Annotated in this window: 10 protein-coding genes; 8 read left to right on the top strand and 2 right to left on the bottom strand. The window is 66.2% G+C overall.

What is annotated here, in order from left to right:
* The first annotated feature begins 144 nt into the window (after nt 1-144).
* Complete coding sequence (locus AC3CD9_RS17050; protein WP_488365174.1) at nt 145-1,344, top strand: M20 metallopeptidase family protein; 1,200 nt, start codon at nt 145-147, stop codon at nt 1,342-1,344.
* A 125-nt stretch (nt 1,345-1,469) separates the two neighbouring features.
* Here AC3CD9_RS17050 and fdhA read toward each other — a convergent pair whose 3' ends face one another.
* Nucleotides 1,470-2,684 (bottom strand): formaldehyde dehydrogenase, glutathione-independent, encoded by a 1,215-nt coding sequence (gene fdhA, locus AC3CD9_RS17055; RefSeq protein WP_488365175.1) that lies wholly within the window; start codon nt 2,682-2,684, stop codon nt 1,470-1,472.
* A gap of 170 nt (nt 2,685-2,854) precedes the next feature.
* A complete protein-coding gene (locus AC3CD9_RS17060) occupies nt 2,855-3,787 on the bottom strand; it encodes a LysR family transcriptional regulator (RefSeq protein ID WP_488365176.1) in 933 nt (310 codons plus the stop codon).
* A 262-nt stretch (nt 3,788-4,049) separates the two neighbouring features.
* On the opposite strand from AC3CD9_RS17060, the gene AC3CD9_RS17065 reads away from it, so the two are divergent.
* The 7 genes from AC3CD9_RS17065 (at nt 4,050) to AC3CD9_RS17095 (ending at nt 14,771) form a co-directional block, all read left to right on the top strand.
* Nucleotides 4,050-5,270 carry an aromatic ring-hydroxylating oxygenase subunit alpha gene (locus tag AC3CD9_RS17065; protein WP_488367572.1) on the top strand — a complete coding sequence of 407 codons (1,221 nt, stop codon included), beginning with the start codon at nt 4,050-4,052 and terminating at the stop codon, nt 5,268-5,270.
* A complete protein-coding gene (locus tag AC3CD9_RS17070; protein WP_488365178.1) occupies nt 5,267-6,781 on the top strand; it encodes a flavin reductase family protein in 1,515 nt (504 codons plus the stop codon). Before AC3CD9_RS17065 ends, AC3CD9_RS17070 begins: the two co-directional genes overlap by 4 nt.
* A 47-nt stretch (nt 6,782-6,828) precedes the next feature.
* Nucleotides 6,829-8,181, top strand: a complete 1,353-nt coding sequence (locus AC3CD9_RS17075; RefSeq protein WP_488365179.1) for an MFS transporter — start codon at nt 6,829-6,831, stop codon at nt 8,179-8,181.
* 62 nt (nt 8,182-8,243) lie between these two features.
* Nucleotides 8,244-10,802 carry a GcvT family protein gene (locus AC3CD9_RS17080; RefSeq protein WP_488365180.1) on the top strand — a complete coding sequence of 853 codons (2,559 nt, stop codon included), beginning with the start codon at nt 8,244-8,246 and terminating at the stop codon, nt 10,800-10,802.
* A 275-nt stretch (nt 10,803-11,077) separates the two neighbouring features.
* A complete protein-coding gene (locus AC3CD9_RS17085) occupies nt 11,078-12,241 on the top strand; it encodes a thiolase domain-containing protein (RefSeq protein WP_488365181.1) in 1,164 nt (387 codons plus the stop codon).
* The gene (locus AC3CD9_RS17090) at nt 12,241-13,881 is read left to right on the top strand and encodes an AMP-binding protein (protein WP_488365182.1); all 1,641 of its coding nucleotides are present in this window, start codon (nt 12,241-12,243) and stop codon (nt 13,879-13,881) included. Before AC3CD9_RS17085 ends, AC3CD9_RS17090 begins: the two co-directional genes overlap by 1 nt.
* Complete coding sequence (locus AC3CD9_RS17095; RefSeq protein WP_488365183.1) at nt 13,878-14,771, top strand: SDR family NAD(P)-dependent oxidoreductase; 894 nt, start codon at nt 13,878-13,880, stop codon at nt 14,769-14,771. The genes AC3CD9_RS17090 and AC3CD9_RS17095 overlap by 4 nt, the downstream gene beginning before the upstream one ends.
* Nucleotides 14,772-14,809: the final 38 nt, after the last annotated feature.

The raw sequence follows: 14,809 nt of genomic DNA on the forward strand, positions 1-14,809 counted from the left end.
TGAGTGACGTGGGTAATCAACACTACTTGCCCGTGTAGACCGGCAACAAGGGTGCGTTGACCACCGGAGGGCATAGATTGGTAACAGCAGCCGACCGGAACCGGTCGAACCGAACCGCACGCCACCCACACGATGAGGAGCCCCATGACCACCCCAGATTTCCGCACCGAAGCTCAGGGCCACCTCGGCGATCTCATTTCCCTGCGACGCAAGCTGCACGCGAACCCCGAACTGGGATTCGACCTTCCCTTCACGCAGCAGACGGTGCTCGATGAGCTCGCCGGGCTGGGACTTGAGATCACCACGGGGGAGTCGCTCACCTCGGTGGTGGCCGTCCTCAAGGGCGGGAAACCCGGGCCCGCGGTGCTACTGCGCGGCGACATGGACGCGCTGCCGGTCGTCGAGGACACCGGCCTCGACTTCGCCTCTGAGAACGGGAACATGCACGCGTGCGGTCACGACCTGCACACGGCGGGGCTTGTCGGCGCCGCACGCTTGCTCGCCGCTCACCGCGAGGAGATCCCCGGATCGATCATCTTCATGTTCCAGCCCGCCGAGGAGGTCGAAGGCGGGGCCGAGCCGATGATCGCCGAGGGCGTGCTCGAAGCCGCCGGTGTCCCGGTCGTCGCGGCCTACGGCATCCACGTCGAAGCCGACGTTCGAGGTCGCTTCACGACGAAGGGCGGGCCGCTCATGGCCGGCTTCGCCGACCTCAACCTGACCATCCACGGGGCGGGCGGACACAGCAGTCAACCGCAGGCGACCCGCGACCCCGTGCCGGCGCTCGCCGAGGTGGTGCTGGCCCTGAATACGATGACCGGTCGGTCCTTCAACATCTTCGATCCCGTCGTCGTCTCGGTCACCCAGCTCGAAGCCGCGCAGGCCAGCAACGTCATCCCGGATTCGGCGAAGCTCACCGCTTCCATCCGCTTCCTCTCCGCCGAGTCTGTGGCCCTGCTGCAGGAGCGGGTGACGGAGATCGCCGAGAACATCGCCCGTGCGCACCGCTGCACCGCCGAGGTGGACTTCCAAGTGGGATTCCCCGTGACCGTGAACAACCCCGCCGAGTCGACGGTCGTGCTCGAGCGGCTGGGCTCAGTATTCGGGTCCGAGCGGGTCGTCGAGATGGAACATCCGCGGATGGGGTCGGAGGACTTCTCCTTCGTCTTGCAGAAGGTGCCGGGCACGTTCGTGTTCCTCGGGGCGACGCCGGAGGGCATCGATCCGGACGCGGAGACGAACCACTCGCCGCGAGTGCAGTTCGACGACGGACTGCTCGGCGATCAGGCCGCGGCGCTCGCCCACCTGGCGTTCGCGCGACTGGAAGATGAGGAGATGCGCTGACACAAAACAGTGGTCGCAATCGGATACTCAGGAGGTCCTGAAAGTATCCGATTGCGACCACTTCTCACCGCTTCACCCGGCTTTCGGCCATGAGAAGCGCGGGCTCAACGTGAGGTCTGAGAGCCTCAGGCAGAGATGAGGCCGTGCGGGTCGAGGACGAACTTCTTCGCCACACCGGAGTCGAAGTCCGCATAGCCCTGCGGGGCATCCTCGAGGCGGATCGGGGTCGCATTGACGTTCTTCGCGATCGAGACCTTGTCGTACAGGATCGCCTGCATCAGCCCCCGGTTGTACTTCATCACCGGGCACTGGCCGGTCACGAACACATGCGACTTCGCGAAGCCGAGCCCGAACCGCATCGACAGCGACCCTTCCTTCGCCGCCTCATCGGGCGCGCCCGGATCGCCGGTGACATAGAGGCCGGGGATGCCGAGGCTGCCGCCGGCTCGGGTGATGTCCATGAGCGAGTTGAGCACCGTTGCCGGCGCCTCGTGGCTGGCGTCCTTGCCGTGTCCGCGCGCCTCGAAGCCGACGGCGTCGATTCCGCAGTCGACCTCGGGCTCGCCGAGGATCTGCGCGATCTGGTCCTTCGGGTCGCCCTTGGACACGTCGACCGTCTCGCACCCGAATCCGCGGGCCTGAGCCAGTCGATCCTCGTTGAGATCGCCGACGATGACGCAGGCCGCACCGAGCAGATGCGCCGAGGTGGCCGCGGCGATTCCGACCGGGCCCGCACCGGCGACGTAGACCGTCGAACCCACCCCGACGCCGGCGCTGACGGCGCCGTGGAACCCGGTGGGGAAGATGTCGGAGAGCATCGTGAGGTCGAGGATCTTCTCCATCGCCTGATCCTTGTCCGGGAACTTCAGGACGTTCCAGTCGGCATACGGCACGAGCACGTACTCGGCCTGGCCGCCGACCCAGCCGCCCATATCGACATAGCCGTAGGCCGAACCGGGCCGATCGGGATTGACGTTGAGGCAGATGCCGGTCTTGCCTTCCTTGCAGTTGCGGCAGCGACCGCACGAGATGTTGAACGGCACCGACACGAGATCGCCGACCTTGACGAATTCGACGTCTCGGCCCACCTCGACGACCTCACCGGTGATCTCGTGACCGAGCACGAGACCCTCCGGGGCAGTCGTACGGCCCCGGACCATGTGCTGGTCGGAGCCGCAGATGTTCGTCGCCACCGTCTTGAGGATGACACCGTGATCGACCTTGCGGCCGATATTGGCGGGATTGACTCCAGGCCCGTCCTTGAGGACGAATTCCGGGTACTCGGTGTCGATGACCTCGACCTTCCCGGGACCTGCGTAGCTGATTGCCTTATTGCTCATCGTTGAGCCTCCATAGGTGCGAAAGCGTGGGAATTCGATATGCGAGTGCGACGAACGGGGGTTCGTCGACAGCTCTGACATATCAGTCTGACATCAGACTTAGATGCAGTCTCGCCGTCGCAGGCGAACTCTGTCAAGCCCCGTGCTGGTGGCCGGGCGGAGGTGTAGTTTCAGGAGTCTTCGCGCAGGCGGGTGGAGAGGATGTACTGGGAGGTCGTGCGCAGATGTTGAAGGGAATCCCTGATCAGCGGGGATCTGCGACTGCCTGCCCGCATGGCGGCGATGATCTTTCGACTCAGTCGACCGGAGCCTGTCAGGCGAACGCGGCTGACGTTGTCTTCGCCGGCGAGACTCGCCAGTCGCGGCAACAGGCTGACTCCGATTCCTGCCCCGACCAGGGCTGCCGAGGTCTCCCACTCGGCCGACTCGTGTGCCACCGATGGTGTCACCCCCGCCGCTGTGAAAGCAGCGATGAAAAGTGAGTGATAGGGCGATCCCGGGCCTGCTGTGATCCACTCCTCTCCCGCGAGTTCGCTCAGCGTCACCGACTCCCGGCCTGCAACCGGGTGATCGGAGGGCACCATGACGTCGAGGGGGTCGTCGAGGAGGTCGATGCTCTCGAACCGGTCATCCTCCTCGACCTGGACATTGCCCTGCATCGAGACGATGACGGCGAGGTCGATGCGCTCGGCGATGAGGAGCTCGAAGCAGCGAGTAGGGCTCGCTTCGATGACGTGGACGCTGATCCCGGGACGAGTCGTGCGCAGCTTGGCGGCCAACGGCGCCAGCAGATTCGACGAGGCGGTGGAGAAGCCGCCGATGCCGAAATGCGTCGGGGCCTGGTCGCCGGCCCCCAGCGCACCGGCGCGGATGTCCTCCCACGCGGCGGTCAGCTCGTCGGAGCGGCGGACGAGATAGCGGCCGGTCGACGTCAATCGCAGGCCGCGGCCGTCCTTGACGAGCAGGGTCATGCCCAGGGTCTGCTGCAGCTCTCTGAGCTGGCCGGAGACCGCCGACGCGGAGTAGCCGGTGAGCTCGGCGGTGGCGGCGACGGTGCCGCAGGCGGCGAAGGTGCGCAGTGTCGTCAGGCGCGGATCGATCATGGGCACAATTATGCAGTGAATCCGCAGAATATGTAACGAAATCTCGCGCTTTTTCTGCAGGGTGTTCCTCGCTAGTGTGACTGTCGAGATCGTTCCGGCAGCACACGGTCTCCGCGGTCTCCGCCGAGGAATTCGCCCCTTCCCCCGGTGGACCGCTGCAGGCAGACATCAAGGGAGATGAGCATTGACAGCTACCAACCTGGCACCGACGAAGAAGGGCTTCCCCGCGGGATTCACCGAGGAGAAGCTCGACGAGACCCGCATCCGACTCGACACGCGTCGGACAGGCTTCTCGCTCGAAGCTCCGTTCTACACGGATCCGAACCTCTTCAACCTCGACATGCAGGCCATCTTCGGTCAGCACTGGGTCTTCGCGTGCAGCGTCGCCGAGATCCCCGAGCCGGGTGACTATGTCACGCTCGACTACGGTCCGTACTCCCTCATCGTCCTGCACAACGACGATGGCGGCGTCAACGTCCTCCACAACGTCTGCCGCCACCGCGGGGCACGAGTCCTCACCGATCCGCAGGGAACGACGGGCAACCTCGTCTGCGGCTACCACTCGTGGACGTACTCTCCCGAGGGCGACCTCATCCACGCCTCGGCGCCGGGGGAGATGACCTTCGACAAGTCCTGCTACGCGCTCAAGCGCGCGCACGGGAAGATCGCCGCCGGACTCGTCTTCATCTGCCTGGCCGAAGAGCCGCCGACGGACTTCCACGAGACCGCGAAGATCTTCGAACCCTATGTCGCCCCGCACGAGCTGGCGAAGACGAAGGTCGCCTTTCAGCAGAATATCGTCGAAGAGGGCAACTGGAAGCTCGTGATGGAGAACAACCGCGAGTGCTACCACTGCGACGGCCACCCGGAGCTCGCGTGCTCGCTGTTCCCGACCTGGGGGCTGACCGACGAGACGATCCCGCCGCACCTCGAAGACGTCTGGGACCGCAATCAGCAGGCGCAGGCCTCCCTCGAATACCGCTGCCGCCGCTACGGCCTGCCCTATGAGGTCGTCGAAGAACTCGACACCCGCGTCGGCGGCATCCGCATCTCCCGCGAATCGCTCGACGGGGCGGGGGAGTCCTTCTCGGCAGACGGGCGCCGGCTGTCGAAGAAGCTGCTCGGCGATCTTCCGGACTTCCGCCTCGGTCGCTGCTCGATGCATCTGCAGCCGAACTCGTGGTTCCACCTCCTCGGCGATCACGTCATCACCTTCGCGGCGTTCCCGATCAGTGCCTCGAAGACCCTCGTGCGCACCACCTGGCTCGTCGCCGACGACGCTGTCGAAGGTGTCGACTATGACCTTGAAACCCTCACGCACACGTGGAAGCAGACCAACCTGCAGGACAAAGCATTCGTCGAACTCTGCCAGCAGGGAGCGGCGAGTCCGTTCTATGAGCAGGGTCCGTATATGAAGAGCGAGTACCAGGTCGAAGCCTTCATCAACTGGTACGTGCAGCGGATGCGGGAGCACGTCGGATGAGATCCTCCGCTGTGCCCGCGCTGCCGCTGGCCCAGCGGGTGCGCGGACTGGAGATGCCTTGGAACCGCGTGCTCTCGAGCGCCTCGGAGCCGGCCGGAGCCGCCACCGCGCTGGGTCCGTGGCATCCGCAGGAATTCGCCGCCGAATGCGTGGAGACCATCCCCGAGGCGGGAGGGATGATGGTCTTCGTCTTCCGTCGCATGGACGGTGCGCCCCTGGCGTTCCGGTCGGGGCAGTACATCAACATCGACTTCCCCATCGACGGACCGAATGCCGAGCCGGTGTCGCGCAGCTATTCGATCTCGTCGGCGCCGACCGAGCCGTGGACGTTCTCGATCACGATCAAGCGCAACTCCAGGGGAAAGGTGTCGCCTTGGGCGCATGACCACCTCCGTCCCGGCACCGTCCTCGACATGCTCGGCCCGGTCGGTGCCTTCCACCTCGCCGATTACGACCGGCGGGCACGGTTCCTGCTGCTCGCGGCCGGAGCCGGGATCACCCCGCTGATGTCGATGATCAGGACTGTGCATTCGCTGCCTGGCCAGGCCGATGTCGTCCTCCTCTATCACGGAGCCGCACCTGACTCCTTCGCCTTCTCCGAGGAACTCGACTTCCTCGCGAACGTGGATTTCCGGATCAAGGTCATCTACTGCCTCGGCGATCGGGAATGCGGCGACGAATGGGAGGGACGGACGGGACGCCTGTCGACGTCGCTGCTCGAGGAGCTCGTCCCCGACGCCAACGGTCGGCAGGTCTTCGCCTGCGGTCCGGAGGGATACCTCAACTCCGCGACCGAACTGCTGCGCACCGTCGGAGTCGACGACACCTCGGTGTTCATGGAGTTCTTCTCCGGCGACCGTGAGATCCGGGCCGAATACGCCGAGGAAGTCGCCATCGCCGGTGAGATCGCCGAGGAGATCGCGGCGACGACCGAAGAGTACTTCGAGTCCCAGCCGGCCGCGCTCGACATGTACGAACCCGAGTACGACGCCGACGGACCGGTCGAGGCCGTCGGGGCACCGACCGAAGCGGTCGACGCCGAGGCGGTCGTGCCGGTCGAGGACGAGGTTGAGATCGAGGTCGTCGGGGTCACCGATGAGAACCTCGCCGAGGCAGAGCCCGGATCTGCGTCCGACGCTGGGTCCGCGGTCCCGGCCGGGGATGGGGCGGCCGCCTCGGCGGGGGAATCGGGCGACGATGACGAAATCGCCGTCGTCGACCCGGCCGCACTGCCTACTGTGGGGCAGGGTGAGCACACGATGTCGTTCGTGCGCACCGGCCTCAACGTCTGCGTCGGGGAGGACGAAACGGTCCTCCAAGCCGCACGGAAGGCGGGGGTGAAGATCCCCGCGAACTGTCAGGAGGGCATGTGCGGATCCTGCAAGGTCGTCAAACTCGACGGCGATGTCGAGATGAACCATCTGGGCGGCATCCGCGCCCGAGAGATCGACGCGGGGAAGTTCCTGCCGTGCTGTTCGACGGCGAAGACCGACCTCGTCATCGACGCCTGAACCGGGCGCTGACTACCATATTCGTTCGGTGAGTCGAAGGAGACCACATGACACAGCAGAAGGACATCGACGGCATCGAGCCGGTCCGTCGTGATGCTTTCGCGCAGCGGACCGATGCCGGGCGGATCTCGATAGATGAGGCCCCGCTCAACCGGCTCGTGCTCCTCGTCGCAGTGGCGGCCTTCGGTGGGATCTTCATCGACGGCTACATCCTCGGCGTCATCGGCGGTGCCGTCGCTCCGGCGGCCGCGGAGCTGGGGCTGTCGGCGCTGGGGCAGGGGCTGATTGCGGCGAGCGCGCTCATCGGCATCTTCGTCTCCGGCCTGTTCTTCGGACGGATCGCCGACCGCTATGGACGCAAGCGGGTGTTCTTCTGGAACCTCGTCGGCTTCGTCGTCGTCTCGCTGGCCCAGCTCTTCGTCGTCGGCACATGGGACCTCGTGGCCATGCGGCTGCTGCTGGGCCTGCTCATCGGCGTCGAATACGCGGTCGGCACCGCTCTGCTGGCCGAATTCACCCCGCGCCGTCACCGCAGCGTCCTGCTCGGGTCGATCGCGGCGTTCTGGTTCATCGGGTTCATCTCGGCGTTCGTCGTCGCCCACGTCTGGGACGCGGATTCGTGGCGAATGCTCCTGGCCAGCAGTGCGGTGCCGGCCCTGGTCGTGCTCATCCTGCGCATGGCCCTGCCCGAATCGCCGAGGTGGCTGCAGGCTCAGGGACGCACGACCGAGGCGCAGGCGATCGTCGCCGCTCACTATGGCCCGCAGTACGGACTGCCGCCGGCGCCGACCGAGGTCGTCAAGACCCGCCTGCGCGACTTCTTCCGCGAGAACGACGTTCGCACGGTGATCTACTCCGGACTGTTCTGGTTCTGCCAGGTTGGTCCGCTGTTCGCGATCTTCACGTTCATCGTGCCGGTGCTCGAAGACCTTGGACTCAACAGCGGATTCTCCACGGATCTGCTCATGAACGGGCTCCAGCTCCTCGGTGCCGGCGTGGGACTGTGGCTGCTGTGGCTGCTGCCCCGACGCACGTTCGTCAACTGGACCTTCGCGCTCATGGTGGTCCTGCTTGTCTTCCTCGGCGGCTGGACTGAGCTGCCGTCATTGGTCGTGCTCATTGTCTTCGGCGCTTTCGTCCTCATCATCACGGCGTCGAACAGCATTCAGTATGTCTATCCGCCGGAGATGTTCACCACCCGGTTCCGCAGCACCGGCGTCGGCTACGCCGCGGCATTCAGCCGAGTCGGTGCGGCCGGAGCGACCTATCTGTTCCCGGTCACGCTCGAACACCTCGGTGTCTCGAGCACCCTGCTCATCGCGGCGGTCTTCCCCCTGGTCGGGTTCATCGCTTCGCTCTTCTGGGCACCGGAAACCAAATACTCAGCACTGGACGACTGAGCCCAGCTCCGGCGTCTGCTGCGACAACAGCCTCTACCACCGTTAACAACAAGGAGTACTCAGTGCCGACCTCATCACCACGAGTCGTTATCATCGGAGCCGGCATCGTCGGCGCCAACCTCGCCGACGAACTCGCGCAGCTGGGCTGGACCAACACCCTCGTCATCGAACAGGGCCCGCTGAACATCCCCGGCGGTTCGACCTCACACGCCCCGGGACTCGTCTTCTCATCGAATGCATCGAAGTCGATGACCGAATTCGCGCAGTACACGATCGAGAAGCTCACCTCGCTCAAGGACACCGACGGGCGCGGATCATTCCTGCCCGTCGGAGGCCTCGAGATCGCCACCACCGATGATCGACTGCAGGATCTGCACCGTCGAGCCGGATGGAACCGCTCCTACGGCGTCGAAGCCGACGTCATCGACGCCGACGAGTGCGCGAAGCTCTTCCCCATGCTCAACCGGGACATGGTCCACGGCGGTCTGCTCACCCCGGGCGACGGGCTCGCGTTGGCGGCGAAGGGCACTCAGATCGTCATCGACCGTGCCCGTGCCGCAGGGGTCGAATTCCGTGATCGCACCACGGTGACCGACATCGAGACCACAGGCGGTCGCGTCAGTGCTGTGATCTGCGGCGATGACCGGATTCCTGCCGATATCGTCGTCTCCTGCGCCGGATTCTGGGGACCGAAGATCGGTGAGATGGTCGGTACTCCGATCCCGCTGCTGCCGCTGGGCCACCAGTTCGCCTGGACCACCGAGGTGCCGTCTTTGGTGGGCAAGAACGAGAAGCCCGCCGGTGCGCAGGCTCCGATCCTGCGCTACCAGGACAAGGACCTGTACTACCGCGAATGGGGCGAGCGGATCGGCATCGGCTCCTACGCGCACCGGCCGATGCCCGTCGACCTCGACACGCTGCAGACCTACTCACCCGACGAGATCACCAGCGAACGGATGCCCTCGAGCCTCGACTTCACCCCGGACGACTTCGCGCCCGAGTGGGAGGCGACGAAGACTCTGCTGCCCGAACTCGCGCAGACGCAGATCCAGCGCGGCTTCAACGGCATCTTCTCGTTCACCCCGGACGGCGGTTCGCTGGTCGGACAGTCACGTCAGGTCGACGGATTCTTCGTCGCCGAGGCGGTGTGGGTGACCCATGGTGCCGGTATCGCCCGCGCCGTGGCCGAGCTCATCGCCGAAGGAAGGTCGAAGACCGACCTGTCGGGAATCGATCTCAACCGCTTCGAGGATGTGCAGACGTCAGCGGACTACGTCAGCGAGACCTCGCAGCAGAATTTCGTCGAGATCTACGACATCATCCACCCTCTGCAGCCACGGGTCTCCCCGCGTGATCTGCGCTCGAGCCCGTTCCGGAGGCAGCAGGAGGAACTCGGTGCGTTCTTCCTCGAGACCTCCGGCTGGGAGCGGCCGCACTGGTTCGACGCGAACGCCGCTCTGCTGTCGGAGATGCCGTCCGAGTGGGCGGCACCGGAACGGGACGCCTGGGCGGATCAGTTCCACTCGCCCATCGCCGCAGCCGAAGCGTGGAAGACGCGCACCTCGGTGGCGATGTTCGACATGACCCAGCTCAAGCGCTTCGAGGTCACCGGCCCCGGTGCCGGCGAGCTGCTGCACGGGATGACCACCTCGTCGATGCTGCGCAAACCGGGAGCGGTCAGCTACACGCTGCTGCTCGACGAAGCCGGCGGCATCACGAGCGACATCACGGTCGCGATCCTCGACGAGCAGACCTACCAGGTAGGAGCGAACTCGAACATCGACCTCGCCGCCATCTCGCGGGCGGCCAGGCATCAGTCGGCCGCCGACCCGTCGAAGTGGGTGACCGTGCGCGAAACGACGCCGGGAACCTGCTGCATCGGACTGTGGGGGCCGCTGGCCAGGGACGTCATCTCCAAGGTCACCGACGAGGACTTCAGCGACGCCGGACTCAAATACTTCCGAACCAAGCCTGCGGTGCTTGGGGGAGTGCCGGTCACGGCGATGCGCCTGTCCTATGTCGGCGAACTCGGCTGGGAGATCTACACCTCGGCGGACCTCGGTTCGCGACTGTGGGACGTGCTGTGGGAGGCCGGTGAGGAATTCGGCATCATCGCCGGAGGTCGCGAAGCCTTCAACTCGATGCGCCTGGAGAAGGGCTTCCGGTCCGTCGGCACCGATATGACCAGCGAACACGAACCGGTTCAGGCCGGACTCGGATTCGCCGTGAAGGCGTCGAAGACCGACGATTTCACCGGCAAGGCCGCGTTGGAGTCGAGGGCCGCAGCCGCGACGACGAAACTGACGTGCCTCACCCTCGACGTGCCGTCTGACGTGGTGCTCGGCAAGGAGCCGGTGTACGTGGTCGGTGGGTCGGGTGTCGCGGACGGCAGGGCCGCCTCGGCGACGTCGGACGGATCGGTAGGTTCGGGTGTCGCGGACGGCTACGTCACCTCGGCGGCATACGGGTACACGATCGGGAAGTCGATCGCCTACGCCTGGCTGCCGAATACTCTGTCGGTCGGTGACGCTGTGGAGATCGAATACCTCGGGCGCCGCCTGCCGGCCACAGTCACCGCCGAGCCGCTCTTCGACCCGGAGATGACGCGCCTCAAGGGGTGATGCCGGGCAGGCTCGTCCGCCAGGGCTTGGGTGGGCAAGTAGTCGCTTTGGCCGGTGTTCATCGATAAACGCACGGAGCGTCGAGAAACGGGGGTGCACACCCGTGTCTCGACGCTCCATGCGTTTCTCGGCGGTGAGGTGCGGAGGACTGGCACCGGAACCACTGCCGACACCAATGTTCCATATGGTGGATTTTCTTTGACCAGCTGGTGGGACCGGGAAAGTATGAGAGGACAGTGCTCGTTCCGCAGAGCCCGGTACCCAAAGGAGTGTCCATGTCCTCACCTGCGATCATCGGCTGGTCCCACGGCAAGTTCGGACGATCCGAATCACCGCTGCCCCAGATGATGGCCGACGTCGCCCGCGACGCCATCGCCGAGGCGGGACTGGATCCGGCTGACATCGACGTCATCCACGTCGGCGTCTTCAACAACGGACTCTCCCGCCAAGGCTTTGAAGCCGCACTGCCGGGCACCGTGTTCCCCGAACTCGCGCGCACACCGGCTCACCGCCACGAGAACGCCTGCGCCACCGGGTCTGCCGCGATCTTTGCAGCTCACGACTCCATCGCCGCCGGCCGCCACAAGACCGCCCTGGTCATCGGCGCCGAACGCATGACCCAGGCTTCCGGCCACGACGTCAACGAAGTGCTGCTCAGCGCCAGCTTCCGGGAAGAGGAGGAGCACTTTAAATCCTTCGCCGGAGTCTTCGGCGAGATCGCCCGCCAGTACTTCGACCGCTACGGCGACCACTCGGAGACACTGGCCAAGATCGCCGCGAAGAACCACGCCAACGGATCGCAGAATCCACTCGCGCACATGCAGAAGGACCTCGGCTTCGAGTTCTGCAACACCGTGAACGAGAAGAACCCGTACGTCGCCGAACCCCTGCGCCGCACCGACTGCTCGATGGTCTCCGACGGGGCCGCGGCCCTGGTCCTGGCCGCCGAGGATGTCGCCGCCTCTGCACCGCAGGCCGTGTCCTGGAGAGGCATGGGCAACGCCAACGACGTCCTGCCGCTGTCCCAGCGTGACCCGCTGGAGATGGCCGGCGCACGCGCCGCCATGGAGCAGGCGCTCACAGCCGCCGGCATCGGCATCGACGACCTCGACTTCCTCGAGACTCACGACTGCTTCACCATCGCCGAACTTCTCGAATACGAAGCCTTCGGACTCGCCGCCCCCGGGCAGGGCCACACCCTGCTCGACGACGGTGCCACCGAGGTCGGCGGCCGCCTGCCCGTCAACCCCTCCGGCGGACTCAAGGCCAAGGGCCACCCCATCGGTGCCACCGGTGTGTCCATGCACGCCCTCGCCGCCGCACAGCTGACCGGCCGCTCGCCCGGCATCCAGATCGAGACCCCGGAACTCGCCGGAGTCTTCAATATGGGCGGCGCCGCCGTGTCGAACTTCGCCTCCGTGCTCGAGCGCGTCCGCTGATGCGCGCCATCTCCCAGACGTCCCCGGCCAAGGACTTCACGCCCACGCCCCGGCGCGGGGTCAACGTCTCCCACTTCCTCACCCAGACCGCCCGCCGGATCCCCGACCGCCTCGCCGTCGTCGACGACGATCACGGGCAGCGCTGGACCTGGGCCGAACTCGACGCCCGCGCCGAAGCGCTCGCCGCCGCCCTCCAGGCCGGTGGCGTGGACCGGCGCGACACCGTCCTCCTCGTCTCGGCCAACCACGCCGAGGTGATCCAATCCTTCTGGGGCATCCTGCGCTCCGGCGGCGTCATCGCCCCACCTAACGCGGCCCTGTCGACCGAGGAGCTGCTCGGCATCAGCGCCGAGGTGGCCCCCGCCGCCGTCATCGCCGACCGCGCCCACACCGACTTCGTCACGGCCCTCAAAGACACCGGCTTCACCGGCCCCGTCTTCTGGATCGGCGACCTGCCCACGGCCCAGGCGGCAGCCGCACCGGCAGAGGCCGTCGACTCGACAGTCGACGAGGACGACCCCTGCTGGTACTTCTTCACCTCCGGGTCGACCGGGCGGCCCAAGGCCGCGACGTTCACGCACCGCCACCTCGGCGCGGTGCTCATGAATCACCGCTGCGACCTCTTCCCCAACGAGGATGAGACCGGGGCGTCCCTCGTGCTCGCGCCGCTGTCGCACGGTGCAGGCATCCACATGCTCGGACAGGTCTTCGGCGGCACTCCGTCGATCATCCACCCCGGCGGCAAGCCCAGCGTGGAGTCCCTGTGGCCGGCCATCGACGCCTACGGGATCACGAACGCCTTCACCGTCCCGACCATCCTCAACCGCATCGCCGCCGGCTACCCGTCGGGCCGCGGACCCGAGGACCACACCCTCGAGTGCGTCATTTACGCCGGAGCCCCGATGCTCGCGACCGACCAAGCCCGGGCGCTCGAGAGGCTCGGGCCATGCCTCGTCCAGTACTTCGGACTCGCCGAGGTGACCGGAGCGATCACGATCCTCCGCCCCGAGGACCACGGAGCCATCCCCGTCGACGATGCCGGCATCGGCACCTGCGGCCGCGCCCGCACCGGGGTCGAAATCGTCATCGTCGACGAGACCGGCGCACAACTGTCCGCCGGTGAGCAGGGCGAAGTCTGCGTGGCCGGACCGACTGTGTGCGCCGGCTACCTCGGCCGCCCCGATGCGAACGCCGAATCCTTCGCCGGAGGGCTCTTCCACACCGGCGACGTCGGCTACCTCGACGAACGCGGGTACCTCTTCCTCACCGGCCGCAAGTCCGATATGTACATCTCCGGCGGTTCGAACGTCTACCCCCGCGAGATCGAGGAGCTCCTCCTCACCGACACCGAGGTGGCCCAGGCCGTCGTCGTGGGCGTGCCCGACCCGCAGTGGGGCGAGATCGGCGTGGCCGTCATCGAACGCGCGCCGTCGACCGGGAACGAAGGTGCCGGTGCTGCCGATGCCGATGCCGACGAGCTGGCCGAGCGGCTGACCGCGCTCTGCAAGTCGGGGCTGGCGAAATACAAGGTGCCCAAGGAGATCCACTTCGTCGAGACCATGCCGGTCACCGCCTACGGCAAACTCGCACGCAAGGAACTCAAGGCCGAACACTCCCAAGGACGGGGCAGCGCACGATGAACACGACAGGGACGGCAGCCGTGTCAGTGCCGACAGGTAGGTTAGTCGGCACGACGATCATGGCCATCGGCTGCGGCACTCCGGACGGGGAGGTGAACAACGGCTTCGCTGCGGCGATCGGATTCCTGCGCGAGGGGGCGAAGGTCTGCATCGTCGACCGCGACCCGAGGGCGCTTGACGAAGCGACACGGGCCCTCGCCCAGGCCGACTCGAACGGGGCGGACACAGCCGGGCGGGGCCACCTCGGTGGGGTTGATCTCGACGCTCAGCTGACCACGGTCGTCGCCGATGTCGGCGACGAAGACTCTCTAACAGCGGCATTCGCGCACTGCACCGACCGCCTCGGTGGACCGACCGTGCTCCACTACAACGTCGGCATCGTCGTCAACGGGGGAGTCGACGAACTCGCCACCGACGGCTTTCGTCGCGCCCTCGACATCAACCTCACCGGGGCGTTCTCCGCGATCAAGCATGCCCTGCCGCATATGCGCGCGGCCGGACACGGGTCGATCATCACGGTGTCCTCGGTCGGCGGTATGCGGTACATGGGGTATGACTATCCGGCGTATGCGGCCTCGAAGTCCGGGCTCATCGAACTGACGAAGGTCGTCGGCGCGCAGTATGCCTCCGAAGGCATCCGTGCGAACTCGATCGCCCCGGGCCTCATCGAGACCCCGCTCATCCATCGCTCGATCTCGGGCCACTATGGCTCGGTCGAGGAGATGCTCGCCGCCCGGCATGCCCAGTCGCCGACGGGGAAGATGGGCCGGCCCGAGGACGTCGCGGACCTCGCGGTGTTCCTCGCATCAAGCGAATCGGCTTATATCAACTCCACGCTCATCCCCGTGGATGGGGGACTGACCCATTACGCGGGGATGCCGAAACGATGAGGTTGCGGTTCGCACGGACGGCGGCGGTCGACTCGGCG

The sequence above is a fragment of the Brevibacterium sp. MGP-B1 genome, assembly GCF_057766545.1.

What these genes read in the sequence shown, in the direction of transcription:
- AC3CD9_RS17075 (WP_488365179.1), top strand. Translation starts at nt 6,829, where the DNA reads ATGACACAGCAGAAGGACATCGACGGCATCGAGCCGGTCCGTCGTGAT.
- AC3CD9_RS17085 (WP_488365181.1), top strand. Translation starts at nt 11,078, where the DNA reads ATGTCCTCACCTGCGATCATCGGCTGGTCCCACGGCAAGTTCGGACGA.
- fdhA (WP_488365175.1), bottom strand. Translation starts at nt 2,684, where the DNA reads ATGAGCAATAAGGCAATCAGCTACGCAGGTCCCGGGAAGGTCGAGGTC.
- AC3CD9_RS17070 (WP_488365178.1), top strand. Translation starts at nt 5,267, where the DNA reads ATGAGATCCTCCGCTGTGCCCGCGCTGCCGCTGGCCCAGCGGGTGCGC.
- AC3CD9_RS17050 (WP_488365174.1), top strand. Translation starts at nt 145, where the DNA reads ATGACCACCCCAGATTTCCGCACCGAAGCTCAGGGCCACCTCGGCGAT.
- AC3CD9_RS17095 (WP_488365183.1), top strand. Translation starts at nt 13,878, where the DNA reads ATGAACACGACAGGGACGGCAGCCGTGTCAGTGCCGACAGGTAGGTTA.
- AC3CD9_RS17090 (WP_488365182.1), top strand. Translation starts at nt 12,241, where the DNA reads ATGCGCGCCATCTCCCAGACGTCCCCGGCCAAGGACTTCACGCCCACG.
- AC3CD9_RS17060 (WP_488365176.1), bottom strand. Translation starts at nt 3,787, where the DNA reads ATGATCGATCCGCGCCTGACGACACTGCGCACCTTCGCCGCCTGCGGC.